Genomic DNA, 14240 nt, shown 5'->3' on the forward strand with positions numbered 1-14240 from the left:
CTTTCCGCAAGTTTTTTCGCAAAACCGTCATTTTTCAGGCAAGCCTCTGATCCTAAACGCTTCTTACTTGGCCCCCGCAGCCATGCCCCAGCCGAGCGGACGCGGAACCGCAACCCGCAGCCCCAAAAGAACAAGAATCGCGGCCAGCCACAGAACAGGCTCCACAGGAAACGTCTTCAACTCCCACACCCAGTGAAGCGTAACCAAAGGCCCAGCAACGTAGACAAGACGATGCAGCCGGCGCCAGCCCGGTACCCCCATGCGACGGATCGAGGCAGCGTTCGAGGTCACCGCCAGGGCCAGCAGCATCACGAAGGCCGCCATCCCGAAGACCAGATAGGGCCGCTTCACCACGTCCTTCGCCATGGCCGTCCAGAGCAGGGCCATGTCCATCACCGCCCAGGCCAGCACATGCAGGCCGGCATAGGTGAAGCACAGCAGCCCAAGTGCGCGGCGGAACCGCATGACGCTGATGCCCGTGATGCGCAGCACCGGCGTCACCGCCAGGCTGGCCACCAGGAAATACAGCGCCGTCCGCCCCAGCCGGTGCTCGATGTCGCGGATCGGATCGATCCCCAGGCCCCCGGCCAGCGTGTCCCAGACCAGCAGCGCCAGGGGGATCAGCCCGCCCAGCCACAGCGCCCAGACGGGGATGCGCCGCAGCCAGCCGTTCACCAGGCCGCGCATCAATAGTCCTTCGCCAGATCCATTCCGGCATAAAGCGAGGCGACCTGGTCGGCATAGCCGTTGAACATCAGCGTTTCCTCGCGCCCGCCGAACAGGCCCGCGCCGATGCGGCGTTCGGTGGCCTGGCTCCAGCGGGGGTGATCGACCTGCGGGTTCACATTGGCATAGAACCCGTATTCCGAAGGCTGCATCGCCTGCCATGTCGCGACCGGCTGACGATCGGTCAGCGTGATCTTCACGACCGACTTGATGGACTTGAAGCCGTATTTCCACGGCACCACCAGCCGGATCGGCGCGCCGTTCTGGTTGGGCAGCACCTCGCCATAAAGCCCGGTCGCCAGGATCGTCAGCGGATGCATCGCCTCGTCCAGGCGCAGGCCCTCGCGATATGGCCAGTCCAGCAGGGGATAGGCCTGCCCCCGCATCTGCTCGGGACGATAAACCGTCTCGAAGGCCACGAATTTCGCGCCCGGCTGCACGCCCGCCTTGTCCAGAACGCCGGCAAGCGGCACGCCAATCCAGGGAATCACCATCGACCAGGCCTCGACGCAGCGCAGGCGATAGATACGCTCCTCCAGCGCGTTGTTCGGCGCCAGATCCTCCAGTCCATAGCTGCCGGGGCGATCCACCATGCCACCGATCTCGACCGACCAGGGATCGGTGACCAGGGCGCCCGCGTGGCGCGCCGGGTCGGTCTTGTCCATGCCGAATTCGTAGAAGTTGTTATAGTTGGTGATCTCTTCCAGCGTATTGGGCTTCTGGTCCGTCGAATAGGCCGAAGGCTTGCCGGTCAGCGCCAGGGCGGGCGAGGCGATGACGGCGGCGCCAGCGGCGATAAAGGCGCGGCGGTTCAGAAAGGCGGCTTTCGGCGTAACGTCGGACCAGCGAAGCGTCATGGCTTCCTCCCATCAGGCACAAGCGTGCAACGCGGAAGATAGTGATGCAGAACCAGCCAAGGCAGGGCATCACGTTCACTTGACACCACGCAGATGTCAGGCTGCCGTGATTTCCCGCAGGAAGGCGGCGCCGAAGCGGTCCAGCCGCGCCTGGTCCAGATGACGGGCAAGGCCTGCTTCGTCGCCGGGCTTCGCCTCGGCGATGCGGCGGATCTGGGCGGTGGAACAGGACAGCGGCTTTTCGGTCCCGTCGGGTCCGCGCAGCAGATCGGCCTGCACCGCGACCAGCCGGTCGAACAGCGCGCCTTCCGGGCGGCCCGCCAGCTTGCGGCGCATGGGGTGCATCTCAGGCACCTCGCCCGCGATCACCGACAGGAAGTCGCGGCCATAGCTTTCCAGCTTCTTGGCGCCCACACCGCCGACTTGGGCCATCTGGTCCAGGGTCTGGGGGCGTTTTTCGGCCATCTCGATCAGGGTGCGGTCGGGGAAGATGACATAGGCGGGAACGCGCGCGGCCTCGGCCAGGGCCCGGCGCTTGGCCTTCAGCGCAGACAGCAGCGGCTCGTCCTCCTCGCTGACCTGGGTGCGCAGGACGGTGGCGGGCTTCGAGGCCGTAGTGTCGTGGCGGAGCGTCACGCTTTCCTCGCCGCGCAGGACGGGATGGGCGGCCTCGGTCAGGTGCAGGGCGCCATGGCGTTCGGGGTCGGGGCGGCACAGGTCGCGGCCCATCATCTGCCGGAAGATCGCCTGCCATTGCGCACGGCTGTGTTCGCGGCCCACGCCGAAGGTCGGCAGGCGGTCATGGCCGCGCTCGCGGATCTTCTCGGTGGTGTTGCCGGTCAGGATGTCGATCAGATGCGTGGCGCCGAACCATTCGCCGGTGCGCACCATGGCCGACAGCGCCTTGCGCACCGCCTGCGTGGCGTCGAACAGCCTGGGCGGTGTCTGGCACAGGTCGCAATTTCCGCAATCCTCGGCCAGAGCCTCGCCGAAATAGGCCAGAAGCTTTCGGCGGCGGCAGCCGGTCGCCTCGGCCAGGCCCAGCAGCGCGTTGAGGCGCGCGTGGTCGGCGGATTTGCGGGCAGGCTCGGCCAGGCCTTCGTCGATCTGCGTGCGGCGCAACCGAATGTCGTCGGGGCCGTAAAGCGTCAGCGTATCCGCCGGATCGCCGTCCCGGCCCGCGCGGCCGATTTCCTGGTAATAGCCCTCGATCGACTTGGGCAGGTCGGCATGCAGCACCCAGCGGATGTCGGGCTTGTCGATGCCCATGCCGAAGGCGATGGTGGCGACCACGATCAGCCCGTCCTCGCGCTGGAACCGCGCCTCGACCTGCCGCCGCGTCTCAGTCTCCAGCCCCGCGTGATAGGCGACGGCGGCGTGGCCCGCCTGCGTCAGCGCATCGGCCAGGGTTTCGGTGCGCGCGCGGCTGGCGCAATAGATGATGCCGGACTGGCCGCGCCGGGCGGCCACGAAATTTAGCACCTGCTTGCGGGGGCTGTCCTTGGGCTGGAAGGCCAGGCGCAGGTTGGGGCGGTCGAAGCCGCGCAGGAAGGTGACGGGCTGCTTGCCGCCGAACAGGCGCGTGACGATCTCGGCCTGCGTTTCCGGGTCCGCCGTCGCGGTAAAGGCCGCCAGCGGCACGTCCAGCGCGCGCTTCAGGTCGCCGATGCGTAGGTAGTCGGGGCGGAAGTCGTGGCCCCACTGGCTGACGCAATGCGCCTCGTCCACGGCGATGGCCGTCACGCCCGCGCGCCGCAGCAGGGACAGCGTCCCGCCCGAGGCGAGCCGCTCCGGCGCCATATACAGCAGCTTCAACTCGCCCCGCGACAGGGCCCCGAAGACGGCATCCGTTTCCTCGTCCGTGTTGCCGCTGGTCAGCGCGCCCGCCGCCACCCCCGCCTCGCGCAGCGCCCGGACCTGGTCGCGCATCAGCGCGATCAGCGGAGAGATGACGACCGTCACACCGTCCCGCATCAGCGCGGGCAGCTGGAAGCACAGCGACTTGCCGCCGCCCGTGGGCATGATCGCCAGCACGTCGCGCCCTTCGGCCACGGCCTCGACGATTTCTTGCTGGCCGGGGCGGAAACCGTCGAAGCCCCAGACCTGTCGCAGCAGATCCGTGGGCATCACATTCCGTAGAAGAAGCCCGCGTTGTTCGCCAGGGCGCGCTGCAGGATGATGATGGCGATGAAGACGACCAGCGGCGCCAGATCCAGCCCGCCGGTATTGGGCAGCATGTTGCGGATCGGGCGGTAAAGCGGTTCCAGAAGCCGGTTCAGCCCGTCCCACAATTGCGCGACCAGCGGCTGGCGCAGGTTCAGCACCTGGAAGTTGATCAGCCAGGACATGATGATGTGGACGATCATCACGAACCACACCACTTGCAGGATCAGTTGCAAGGCCTCGTAAAGCGTTCCCATCATGCCCCTCGGTTCTTCGTTCGGGCTTGTTATGGGGATGCGCGACCCCCTTCGCAAGCAAGTTGCCGCAGCGTCCCCCGTTGACGATCGCGTGGGGCGCGGCCACCCCCTTGCGCCAGCAACCGAAGGATCCCCCATGTATCCCCTGTTCCGCTTCGCCAAGGAGATGGTCAAGTTCCGCAACGCCCCGCGCCTGAACGTGACGGGAACCCATGTCTCGACCCATGTCTGCTGGCCCTGGGATCTGGATCCTTGGATCGAGCTGAACAACGGCCGGACGCTGACCCTGTTCGACCTGGGCCGCATTCCCATGGCGCAGCGCAGCGGGCTGATCCCGATCCTGCGCGACCGCAAATGGGGCATCACCGTGGCGGGCAGTTCCGTCCGCTATCGCCGCCGCATCCGCGCCTTCGACCGCTTCACGATGTTTTCCCGCGTGGCAGGCTGGGATCACCGCTTCATCTACATGGACCAGTCCATGTGGAAAGGGACCGACTGCTGCAACCAGGTGCTGATCCGCGCGGCCATCACCTCCCCCAGCGGCATCGTCCCGCCAGCCGAGGTCATGGCGGCGCTTGGCGCCTCGCCTGAAAGCCCGCCCCTGCCCGGCTGGATCACCGCCTGGTCTGACGCGGACAGCCAGCGTCCCTGGCCGCCCCGGCTTCCCCCTGACGCAAAAGCCCACTTGCCAGCCTGACCGCCCTTCGGCCTTATGGCCGCGAACGCGCGCTTGGGGGGCGGATGGACCGCAAACGGATCTGGGGCTGGTGGTTCTTCGACTGGGCAAGCCAGCCTTTTCATACGCTTCTGCTGACCTTCATCTTCTCGGTCTATTTCGCCGAGATCGCGCAGCGCCATTTCCTGACCGTCAGCGGCGACCTGCGGCTGGCGGGCGCGCAGGCGCAGGCCCTGTGGGGTTACGGGCTGTCGGTCACGGGCATCATCATCGCCCTCTGCGCTCCGGTCCTGGGGGCCGTCGCCGACACGTCCGGGCGGCGGATGCCTTGGATCTGGTTCTTCTCGATCCTCTATGTGGTCGGGTCCGCCGGGCTGTGGGGACTGATGCCGCAGCAGCCCGCCCTGGTGCAGGCGGTCGTCCTGTTCGGCATCGGCCTGATCGGGGTGGAATTCGCGACGATTTTCACCAATGCCCTGCTGCCGGGCCTTGCCCCGCGAACCGAGATCGGGCGGTTGTCCGGGTCCGGCTATGCCTTCGGCTATCTGGGCGGCGTGCTGTCGCTGGCCGTCATGCTGGCGCTGTTCCAGGAAACGCCGTCGGGCAAGACGCTGATCGGGATCGCCCCGCTGTTCGGCCTGGACCCGGCGGCACGCCAGGGCACGCGCTTCGTCGGCCCCTTCGTGGCGATCTGGTACGTGGTCTTCATGATCCCCTTCTTCCTCTGGGTCCGAGAGCCGCGCGGCCCGCGCCAGCCTGTCCGCATCGGCGCCGCCATGCGCGACCTCTGGGCGCTGATCCGCAGCCTGCGCCACCGCCGCAGCCTGGCCGCCTGGCTGGCGTCGTCCATGCTGTCGCGCGACGCGCTGAACGCGCTTTACGGATTCGGCGGCGTCTATGCGGGTACGGTGCTGGGCTGGCCCGTCTTCCTGGCGGGCGTCTTCGGCGTCGTCAGCGCCATCGCCGCGGCCATCGTCAGCTGGGCAGGCGGACGCGCCGACCGGGCTTGGGGACCAAAGCCCGTGGTCGCCGCCACCACCCTGATCCTGACCGCCGTCTGCGTGGTCGTCGTCGGCATGGACCGCCAGACCCTGTTCGGCATGGCGGTGCCGTCGAACCCTGTCCTTGGCCGCCTCTACGTGCCCGACCTGGTGTTCTTCGGCTGCGGCGCGCTGATCGGGGGCGCAGGCGGCGCCCTGCAGGCCGCCAGCCGCACCCTGATGGTCCGCCACACCACCGAAGCCCGCGCAACCGAGGGCTTCGGCCTTTATGCGCTTTCCGGCAAGGCCACGGCCTTCCTGGCCCCCTTCCTGATCGCGGTCGTCACCGACATCAGCGGGAACCAGCGCCTCGGCATCTCGCCGCTGATCGCGCTGTTTATCCTGTCGCTTGTTCTGCTAGTCTGGGTCAAACCCGACGGAGAGGTAGAGCAGTGATCCGCAAGTTCCTGACCGCCGCCGCCATCGTGGCCGGCCTTGTCATGCCCGCATGGGCCGATCCGCTGGCCAAGGATGTCTTCGGCAGCTTCCGGGCCGCGTCCCAGGGGCCGGCCGTGTCCATCGGCTTCTATTCCAAGGGCTGCGGGCAGGGCTTCGTCCAGCTTCCCGAAAGCGGGCCAAGCTGGCAGGCCATGCGCCTGTCCCGCAACCGCAACTGGGGCCACCCGGACCTGGTCAACTTCCTGATCGGCCTGTCCCAGGCCGCACAGCAGGCGGGCTGGCGCGGCCTTTATATCGGCGACATGAGCCAGCCGCGCGGCGGGCCGATGACATCGGGGCACGCCAGCCATCAGTTGGGACTGGATGCCGATATCTGGATGCTGCCGCCCTCGTCCCTGAACCTGTCGCCGTCGCAGCGGGAAAACCTGTCCTCGGTCTCGATCACCGACAGGCGGGGCGTCGGGCTGACGAATGTCTGGAACGGCGGGCATATGGCGATCATGCGCGCCGCCGCCCGCGACCCGCGCGTCGAACGAATCCTGGTCGATCCCGTCGCCAAGGTCGCCATGTGCCAGATGGAACGGGGCGACCGCAGTTGGCTGCGCAAAGTCCGGCCGATCAACGCTCACAACTATCACTTCCACGTTCGGCTGTCCTGCCCGCGCGGCTCGATTTGCGACCGGCAGCCCGCGCCCCCGCCGGGTGATGGCTGCGCCGAGGCCGCCGAATGGATCAGGAACCGCATCGACCCCAGCCGCGTCGAACCCACGCCGCCCGATCCGAACTATCGCCATCCCCGGACCTTCCGGCTCAGCGAACTGCCGTCCCAATGCCGAACCGTCGCCGGCGCGCCCTAGGCGCAGTGCTGTCGCTGTTTGTGATCGCGGCCGGCGTTCCTGCGCCGGCCGCATCGCTGGATTATGTCGGAACCTTTGTCTGGCGCGATGGCGACGACAGCTTCGGCGGCTTTTCCGGCCTTGAACTCAGCAAGGACGGCACCCGCTTCCATGCGCTGACCGATCGGGCGCATCTTTACTGGGGCAGCATCGACCGCGATTCGCAGGGCGTCATCCGCGCCATGAACATCGCCGGGCGCGCCCATCTGAAGGACCGGCAAGGCGATCCCCTGCCCCCCGGCTATCACGGCGACAGCGAAGGCCTGGCCATCGGCGAGGACGGGCGGATCTGGGTCAGTTTCGAAGGCTTCGACCGCATCGCCCTTTATGAAAACCCCGATGCCCCCGCCGCCCGCCGCCGCCTGCCGCCGAAGCAGCCCTGGATGCGGATCAATTCGGGGATGGAGGCGATCGCGATCCGCGGCGATACCGTCTATGCGGTCCCCGAACGGTCGGCGCGCGAAGACCAGCCCTTTCCCATCCTGACCTTCCGCGACAACCAGTGGGGCCAAGCAGGGGAAATTAGGCGCGATCCCCGCTGGCTGGCGGTCGATGCCGATTTCGGGCCGGACGGCTGGTTCTACCTGCTGGAACGCGACTTCCGGGGGATCCTGGGCTTCGCCTCGCGCGTGCGGCGGATGCAGCTGACTGACGAAGGCCCCGTGAACGAGGAAATCCTTCTGACCACCCGCCCCCTGCAATACGACAATCTGGAAGGGCTGGCGGTCTGGCATGACGGGCAGGGGATCCGGCTGACGATGATCTCGGACGACAACTTCCTGGCGCTGCAGCGGACCGAACTGGTCGAATACCGGCTGCGCGATTGACAAGCCCCCACCCCTGCGCCTAAGGCCCGCGCTGTCCCGCAGGATGCGGGGCCGAGTTGTTCCGCGACCTTGTAAAACGGAAAAGAGATCAATGACCCGCTATCTGCCCGGCATCCTTGCCATGGCCATCATCGTCGTGGCCTCGAACATCCTTGTGCAATTCACGGCAGGCCTCTGGCTGACCTGGGGGGCCTTCACCTATCCCTTCGCCTTCCTGGTGACCGAGGTGATGAACCGCGTCTACGGCCCCTCTGCGGCCCGCCGGGTGGTTCTGGCGGGCTTCGTGGTGGGCGTGCTGTGTTCCGTCGTCGCGGCGGGCCTGGACAAGACGACGGTGCGAATCGCCATTGCCTCGGGCGCGGCCTTCCTTGCGGCGCAACTGGTGGACATCGTGGTCTTCAACGCGTTGCGGAACCGCAACTGGTGGGTGGCGCCGCTGATGTCGTCATCCGTCGGCTCGGTGCTGGACACGGCGATCTTCTTCACCGTCGCCTTCAGCGCGGCCCTGCCCCCCGACGCCAATACTGCTTGGGCGAACGAGGCCGTTCCGCTGCTTGGCCAAGGCCCGGTCACCGCGCTGTGGGTTTCGCTGGCGACTGCCGACTGGCTGGTCAAGATGAGCCTGGCGATACTGGCCCTTGTGCCCTTCCGCCTTATCGTCCGCAATTTGTTGCGGGCCCAGCGAACAATCTGATTGACACCCCTTCGGTCTGTGGCACCATCGTCCTTATAACGGCAACCAATTGAAAGGAGGTGGTCCAGTGTCGAGAGTGATATTGGAGAGAGGTGTCGGAACAGTCAGGGGGGCCGTGGCCTGAGGGCAGCCCCAAGGGTCGTAAACCCTGGTTGGGACCGGACCATCCGCCATCCCTAACCGGACCATCTCCGTGGATCTCGCGGGTCGCCTGATCTGGGCGGCCCGTTCCTTTTGCACGGCTTGCCTTGGCCGCGCGGATGGGGAACTGCTGCTCCCGTTCACGTCCAAGTCGAAGGCCGCTCATGTCCCACCACAACCCCCGACTCGGACCCGCCTACAACCTGCGGGGGGCTGTCTTCATGGTGCTGTCCATGGGGGGTTTCGCCGTCGAGGATTCGCTGCTGAAGACGGCCGCCGCCAGCCTGCCGCCGGGACAGGTGCTGATCACCTTCGGCCTTCTTGGCACCGCGACCTTCGCCGTCCTGTCGCTCATGGCGGGCGAGCCGCCCCTGACCCGCGCCATGCTGGGCCGCGCGATGATCCTGCGGTCCCTGTCCGAGGTGACGGGACGGCTGTTCTTCATGCTGGCCATCGCGCTGACTCCGCTATCCACCGCCTCGGCTATCCTGCAGGCGACGCCGCTGGTGGTGATGGTGGGCGCGGCCCTGCTGTTCGGGGAACGGATCGGCCCGCGCCGCTGGCCGGCCGTGGCCTTCGGCTTTGCGGGCGTGCTGCTGATCCTGCGGCCAGGGACCAGGGGTTTCGGACCGCTGTCGCTGCTGGCGATCATGGCGATGCTGGGATTCGCCGGGCGGGATCTCGCGACCCGCGCCGCGCCCGTGTCGCTGTCCTTCCGGCAGTTGGGCGTGGTGGGCTTTTCCATGCTGATCGTGGCCGGGCTGATCGTGCTGCCCTTCGGCGGACCGATGGCCGCGCCCGAAGCCCCGACTTGGCTGGCGCTGCTGGGGGCCTCGGCCATGGGGGTCTGCGCCTATACCTTCCTGACCGTCGCGATGCGCACCGGACAGGTCGGCGCGGTCACGCCCTTCCGCTATACCCGGCTGATCTTCGCGATGATGGCGGGCATCGCGCTCTTCGGCGAAAACCCCGACCGCTGGACGATCATCGGCAGCATCGTGATCATCCTGGCCGGAACCGCCGCCCTGCGCCTGTCCCGTCAGCGCCAGCCCGTGCAACCGGCCTGAGGGTCACACCCGCTCGATCGCGAGCGCAATCCCCTGCCCGCCGCCGATGCACATGGTGATCAGCCCGCGCTTGCCGCCGATGCGCTCCAACTCATACAGCGCCTTGACGGTGATGATCGCCCCTGTCGCGCCGACCGGATGGCCAAGCGCGATTGCGCCGCCATTCGGGTTCACGCGGGCCGGGTCGAGGCCAAGCCCCTTGTTCACCGCAAGGGCCTGCGCCGCAAAGGCCTCGTTCGATTCGATCACGTCGAAATCGCCTGCCGACAGGCCCGTTTTCTCCAGCAAACGCTGCACCGCCGGGATCGGGCCGATGCCCATCACCTCGGGCCGTACGCCCGCCACCGCATAACCAAGGATCCGCGCCCGAGGCGCCAGCCCCGCCGCCTGCGCCGCATCCGCCCGCGCCAGCACAAGGGCCGCCGCGCCGTCGTTGATGCCACTGGCATTGCCCGCCGTGACGCTGCCGTCCTTCCTGAAGACCGCCTTCAGCCCCGCCAGCTTCTCAAGGCTGGTTTCCTTGGGATGTTCGTCCGTATCAAAGACGACCGGCCCCTTGCGGCCCTTCACCTCGACCGGAACGATCTGGTCGCGGAAATGTCCCGCCGCGATGGCCGCCGCCGCCCGGCGCTGCGATTCCATGGCGAATTCGTCCTGCGCCTCGCGGCTGATGTTGTGCTCGCCCGCGACATTCTCAGCCGTCACGCCCATGTGCCCGGTGCCCATCGGGCAGGTCAGCGCGCCGGTCATCATGTCCAGCATCCGCTGGTCGCCCATCTTGGCGCCGAAGCGCGCGGAACTGACCGCATAGGGCGCGCGGCTCATGCTTTCGGCCCCGCCCGCGACGGCGAAATCGGCATCCCCCAGCATCAGCGCTTGGGCGGCGGACACGATGGCCTGCGCCCCCGACCCGCAAAGCCGGTTCACGTTCATGGCAGGCGTGGTGTCGGGGATCCCCGCATCCAGCATCGCCACGCGCGACAGGTACATGTCGCGGGGTTCCGTGTTGATGACATGGCCGAAGACCACCTGCCCGATCCGGTCGGGCGCGATGCCCGCGCGTTCCATCGCGGCGCGCGTCACGGTGGCGGCCAGATCGATGGGCGGGATCGCGGCCAGGCTGCCGCCGAAGGTGCCAATGGCGGTGCGGGCGCCGGACAGGATGACGATCTCGGACATGGTGAACCCCCTTGTGGTTTTCAGCTAGCATAGACGCGGGGGACCGTCCGGCAAGCGGATCGTGGCGTCGTTTGCACCCGCCCGCGCGGCGCGGCTAACCTGCGGGAAAGACAGGAAACCGAATCGCGATGGACAGGGACGGCCCCCGGATCAAGCTGCGGCTGGAATACGACGCGCCCCTGGTGCTGGGGCCGGGCAAGGCGGAGCTTCTGCGGCTGATCGCGGAACTGGGCTCGATCTCGGCCGCGGGCCGCCGCATGGGGATGAGCTACAAGCGCGCCTGGTCCCTGGTCGAGGAGATGAATGCGGCCTTCGCCCAGCCGCTGGTGGACAGCAGCCGGGGCGGCGCGGGCGGCGGGGGCGCCACGGTGACCCCCACGGGCCAACGGGTGCTGCATCACTATGATGCCTTGGAACGATTGCTGCGCGAGGGGGGCGCCGCCGACCTGGCGGCCATCGGCGCATTGATGAAGGAGAGCGGTGCATGACGATTCTGGCGATGGACCAGGGGACGACCTCGTCCCGGGCGGTGGTGTTCAGCGACGACCTGGGGGTGCAGGCCACGGCGCAGCACGAATTCCCGCAGCATTTCCCCCGCTCGGGCTGGGTGGAACACAACCCGAACGACATCTGGACCTCCAGCGCCGGAACCGCCCGCGCCGCCATCGAAAAGGCGGGCGCTCCCCGCATCGACGCCATCGGCATCACCAACCAGCGCGAAACCGTGGTGATCTGGGACCGCAAGACCGGCCAGCCGATCCACCGCGCCCTTGTCTGGCAGGACCGCCGCACCGCCGACATCTGCGACCGGCTGCGCAACGAAGGGGCCGAGGATCAGGTGACGGACACCACCGGCCTGCTGCTGGATCCCTATTTCAGCGCCACCAAGATCGCCTGGCTGCTGGACAACATCGAAGGCGCACGCGACCGGGCCCGCGCGGGCGAACTGGCCTTCGGCACCATCGACAGCTTCCTGATCTGGAAACTGACCGGCGGGCGGGCGCATGTCACGGATGCCACCAATGCCAGCCGCACCCTGCTTTACGACATCCACAAGGGCGATTGGTCCGACGACATGTGCCGCCTGTTCGGCGTGCCCCGCGACCTGCTGCCCGAGGTCAGGGACAGCGCCGACGACTTCGGCACCACCCGCGCGGACCTGTTCGGGCGCGAGATCCCGATCACGGGCGTCGCGGGCGACCAGCAGGCCGCGACCGTGGGGCAGGCCTGCTTCCAGCCGGGGATGATGAAATCGACCTATGGCACGGGCTGCTTCGCGCTGCTGAATACGGGCGAGCAGGCGGTCCGGTCGCAAAACCGGCTGCTGACCACCATCGCCTATCGGCTGGACGGCAGGACCACCTATGCCCTGGAAGGCAGCATCTTCATCGCGGGCGCCGTGGTGCAATGGCTGCGCGACGGGCTGAAGATCATCCGCGAAGCCAGGGAGACCCAGACCCTGTCCCGGCAGGCCGACGACAGCCAGCAGGTGATCATGGTCCCGGCCTTCACCGGCCTCGGCGCGCCCTATTGGGCGCCCGCCGCGCGGGGCGCGGTCTTCGGCCTGACGCGCAACACCGGCCCCGCCGAATTCGCCCGCGCCGCCCTGGAAAGCGTGGGCTTCCAGACCCGCGACCTGTGGGAAGCGATGCGCGCCGACTGGCCCCAGGCGGGCGATGCGGTGCTGCGCGTCGATGGCGGCATGACCGCCAGCGAACCGGCGATGCAGTTTTTGGCCGATATCCTGGGCGCGCCCGTTGACCGGCCACGGAACACGGAAACCACTGCCCAAGGGGCGGCCTGGCTGGCGGGCTATCGCGCGGGCCTGTGCCCGGCGCCCCAGGATTACGCCAAGGCCTGGCGGCTTGACTGCCGGTTCGAACCGGCCATGGCCGACGGGGAACGCGATCGGCGATACTCCGCTTGGCAAAGGGCGGTGCAGGCGGTGCTGTCGGTCTGACCTTCCCGCTTTGTGATTTCACCCGCCCATGATTTTCCGTAAGATCGCCCGAAAACGACAAGAGGGCAGGATGAGCAGGCTTCTGAAACTCGCGATTGTCGGGCTGGTGGCGTCATGCGGCGGCGGCAATTATTCGGCGCCCCGGCAGCTGGACAACGCCTGCGCCATCGTGGCCGAACGGCCCGCCTATTACCGGGCAATGAAGGCGACCGAGCGGAAATGGGGCGTCCCCATCCATGTGCAGATGGCCGCGATCCACCAGGAATCGAAGTTCATCGGCGATGCGCGCACGCCGCATCAATACGCGCTTGGCGTGATCCCCATCGGGCGGCAGTCCAGCGCCTTCGGCTATTCCCAGGCTCTCGACGGCACTTGGGAGGAATACCAGAAGGAAACCGGCAACCGCCGCGCCAAGCGCGACAATATCCGCCACGCGACGGATTTCATGGGCTGGTACATGCACAACTCCTCGCGCAGGCTCGGCATCTCGAAGTGGGACGCGACGGGACAATACCTGGCCTATCACGAAGGCCGGTCGGGTTTCGCGCGCCAGTCCTATCTGTCCAAGCCCTGGCTGGTGCGGGTGGCCAACCAGGTCGGCCAGCGGGCGGCGATGTATCGCGCGCAACTGGTGGCCTGCCGCAAGGGGTGACGGCTTGCCCTTTGCCCCCGGCCCAGGCGATATGGCCGGGACAGCGGAGGGACATGCGGATGAACGACGATCAGCGATTGCAGCAGGTGGCCGACAACCAGCCGGATTTCGCCATCCATATCGGCGCCCGGCTGGTCTCGGCCAGGCCTGAACGGGTCGAGTTCGACATGCCGGTGACGCAGGCGCTCGCCAACCGCAACGGGGTGCTGCATGGCGGCGCGATCATGGGGCTTGCCGACACTGCCGGCGGCACCGGCACCTTCCTGAACCTGCCCGACGGGAAATCGACCACCACGCTGGAAAGCAAGACCAACTTCCTGCGCCCGATCCGCCTGGGCGACGTGGCCCGCGCCACCGCCCTGCCCCTGCATATCGGCCGCACGATGCAGGTCTGGCAGACCACCATCACGCGGGGCGACGGCAAGGTGGCGGCGATCGTCACCCAGACCCAGATGGTGATCGACTGGAAGGACTAGGCCCGGTCAGAGCCAAAGGACATCGCGAAAGACATGGGCGATGATCCGGTCGCGGGTCAGGCCCATGCGGGCCAGTTCCTCGTCGGACTTCGCCTCCAGCGCCTCGATCTCTTTCTGGCGCGAACGCGATTCGGCATAGGCGTTCATGCCCTGGCCCAAGCGGTTGAAGAAGGCACCAAGGCGGCTGCGCGTCTCGGGCGCGACATGCGTGATCGTGTAAGCCATTGGAA

Annotated in this window: 16 protein-coding genes; 10 read left to right on the plus strand and 6 right to left on the minus strand. The window is 67.5% G+C overall.

All coding sequences use genetic code 11. The features are described from left to right. Positions 1 to 63: 63 nt before the first annotated feature. The 4 genes from AAIL68_RS03140 to AAIL68_RS03155 all read right to left on the minus strand — a co-directional run bounded on the left by AAIL68_RS03140 (position 64) and on the right by AAIL68_RS03155 (position 4003). Positions 64 to 687, minus strand: coding sequence for a protein-methionine-sulfoxide reductase heme-binding subunit MsrQ (locus AAIL68_RS03140; RefSeq protein WP_347138044.1), 624 nt, complete (start codon positions 685 to 687; stop codon positions 64 to 66). After that, positions 687 to 1583, minus strand: a complete 897-nt coding sequence (gene msrP / locus AAIL68_RS03145) for a protein-methionine-sulfoxide reductase catalytic subunit MsrP (protein ID WP_347138045.1) — start codon at positions 1581 to 1583, stop codon at positions 687 to 689. Before msrP ends, AAIL68_RS03140 begins: the two co-directional genes overlap by 1 nt. Positions 1584 to 1679: 96 nt before the next feature. Then, the gene (gene recQ, locus AAIL68_RS03150; RefSeq protein WP_347138046.1) at positions 1680 to 3710 is read right to left on the minus strand and encodes a DNA helicase RecQ; all 2031 of its coding nucleotides are present in this window, start codon (positions 3708 to 3710) and stop codon (positions 1680 to 1682) included. Beyond that, positions 3710 to 4003, minus strand: a complete 294-nt coding sequence (locus tag AAIL68_RS03155; protein WP_347138289.1) for a YggT family protein — start codon at positions 4001 to 4003, stop codon at positions 3710 to 3712. Before AAIL68_RS03155 ends, recQ begins: the two co-directional genes overlap by 1 nt. A gap of 136 nt (positions 4004 to 4139) precedes the next feature. Between AAIL68_RS03155 and AAIL68_RS03160 the strand changes: the two genes are divergently transcribed. The 6 genes from AAIL68_RS03160 to AAIL68_RS03185 all read left to right on the plus strand — a co-directional run bounded on the left by AAIL68_RS03160 (position 4140) and on the right by AAIL68_RS03185 (position 9743). Continuing rightward, positions 4140 to 4700, plus strand: coding sequence for an acyl-CoA thioesterase (locus AAIL68_RS03160; RefSeq protein ID WP_347138047.1), 561 nt, complete (start codon positions 4140 to 4142; stop codon positions 4698 to 4700). Positions 4701 to 4744: 44 nt separating this feature from the next. Then, positions 4745 to 6115, plus strand: coding sequence for an MFS transporter (locus AAIL68_RS03165; protein WP_347138048.1), 1371 nt, complete (start codon positions 4745 to 4747; stop codon positions 6113 to 6115). Further along, entirely contained in the window at positions 6112 to 6975 is an 864-nt protein-coding gene (gene mepA, locus AAIL68_RS03170) for a penicillin-insensitive murein endopeptidase (protein WP_347138049.1), read from the plus strand. Before AAIL68_RS03165 ends, mepA begins: the two co-directional genes overlap by 4 nt. A gap of 5 nt (positions 6976 to 6980) precedes the next feature. After that, positions 6981 to 7841: an esterase-like activity of phytase family protein gene (locus tag AAIL68_RS03175; RefSeq protein WP_347138050.1), complete on the plus strand. Its 861-nt coding sequence runs from the start codon at positions 6981 to 6983 to the stop codon at positions 7839 to 7841. Between the two features lie 91 nt (positions 7842 to 7932). Then, positions 7933 to 8535, plus strand: a complete 603-nt coding sequence (locus AAIL68_RS03180; protein ID WP_347138051.1) for a queuosine precursor transporter — start codon at positions 7933 to 7935, stop codon at positions 8533 to 8535. Positions 8536 to 8840: 305 nt separating this feature from the next. Next, complete coding sequence (locus AAIL68_RS03185; protein ID WP_347138052.1) at positions 8841 to 9743, plus strand: DMT family transporter; 903 nt, start codon at positions 8841 to 8843, stop codon at positions 9741 to 9743. A gap of 3 nt (positions 9744 to 9746) precedes the next feature. Here AAIL68_RS03185 and AAIL68_RS03190 read toward each other — a convergent pair whose 3' ends face one another. Further along, positions 9747 to 10922: an acetyl-CoA C-acyltransferase family protein gene (locus AAIL68_RS03190; protein WP_347138053.1), complete on the minus strand. Its 1176-nt coding sequence runs from the start codon at positions 10920 to 10922 to the stop codon at positions 9747 to 9749. A gap of 128 nt (positions 10923 to 11050) precedes the next feature. Here AAIL68_RS03190 and AAIL68_RS03195 point away from each other — a divergent pair, with 128 nt between their 5' ends. From AAIL68_RS03195 to AAIL68_RS03210, 4 genes are all read left to right on the plus strand, one after another. Beyond that, the gene (locus AAIL68_RS03195) at positions 11051 to 11410 is read left to right on the plus strand and encodes a LysR family transcriptional regulator (RefSeq protein ID WP_347138054.1); all 360 of its coding nucleotides are present in this window, start codon (positions 11051 to 11053) and stop codon (positions 11408 to 11410) included. Beyond that, entirely contained in the window at positions 11407 to 12882 is a 1476-nt protein-coding gene (gene glpK, locus AAIL68_RS03200) for a glycerol kinase GlpK (protein WP_347138055.1), read from the plus strand. The genes AAIL68_RS03195 and glpK overlap by 4 nt, the downstream gene beginning before the upstream one ends. 70 nt (positions 12883 to 12952) lie before the next feature. After that, a complete protein-coding gene (locus AAIL68_RS03205) occupies positions 12953 to 13534 on the plus strand; it encodes a lytic transglycosylase (RefSeq protein WP_347138056.1) in 582 nt (193 codons plus the stop codon). Between the two features lie 59 nt (positions 13535 to 13593). Then, the gene (locus AAIL68_RS03210) at positions 13594 to 14010 is read left to right on the plus strand and encodes a PaaI family thioesterase (RefSeq protein WP_347138057.1); all 417 of its coding nucleotides are present in this window, start codon (positions 13594 to 13596) and stop codon (positions 14008 to 14010) included. A gap of 6 nt (positions 14011 to 14016) precedes the next feature. On the opposite strand, the gene AAIL68_RS03215 is transcribed toward AAIL68_RS03210, so the two are convergent. Next, positions 14017 to 14235: a hypothetical protein gene (locus AAIL68_RS03215; RefSeq protein WP_347138058.1), complete on the minus strand. Its 219-nt coding sequence runs from the start codon at positions 14233 to 14235 to the stop codon at positions 14017 to 14019. Positions 14236 to 14240: the final 5 nt, after the last annotated feature.

The sequence above is a fragment of the Paracoccus sp. SSK6 genome, from assembly GCF_039770665.1.
Taxonomy (GTDB): domain Bacteria; phylum Pseudomonadota; class Alphaproteobacteria; order Rhodobacterales; family Rhodobacteraceae; genus Paracoccus.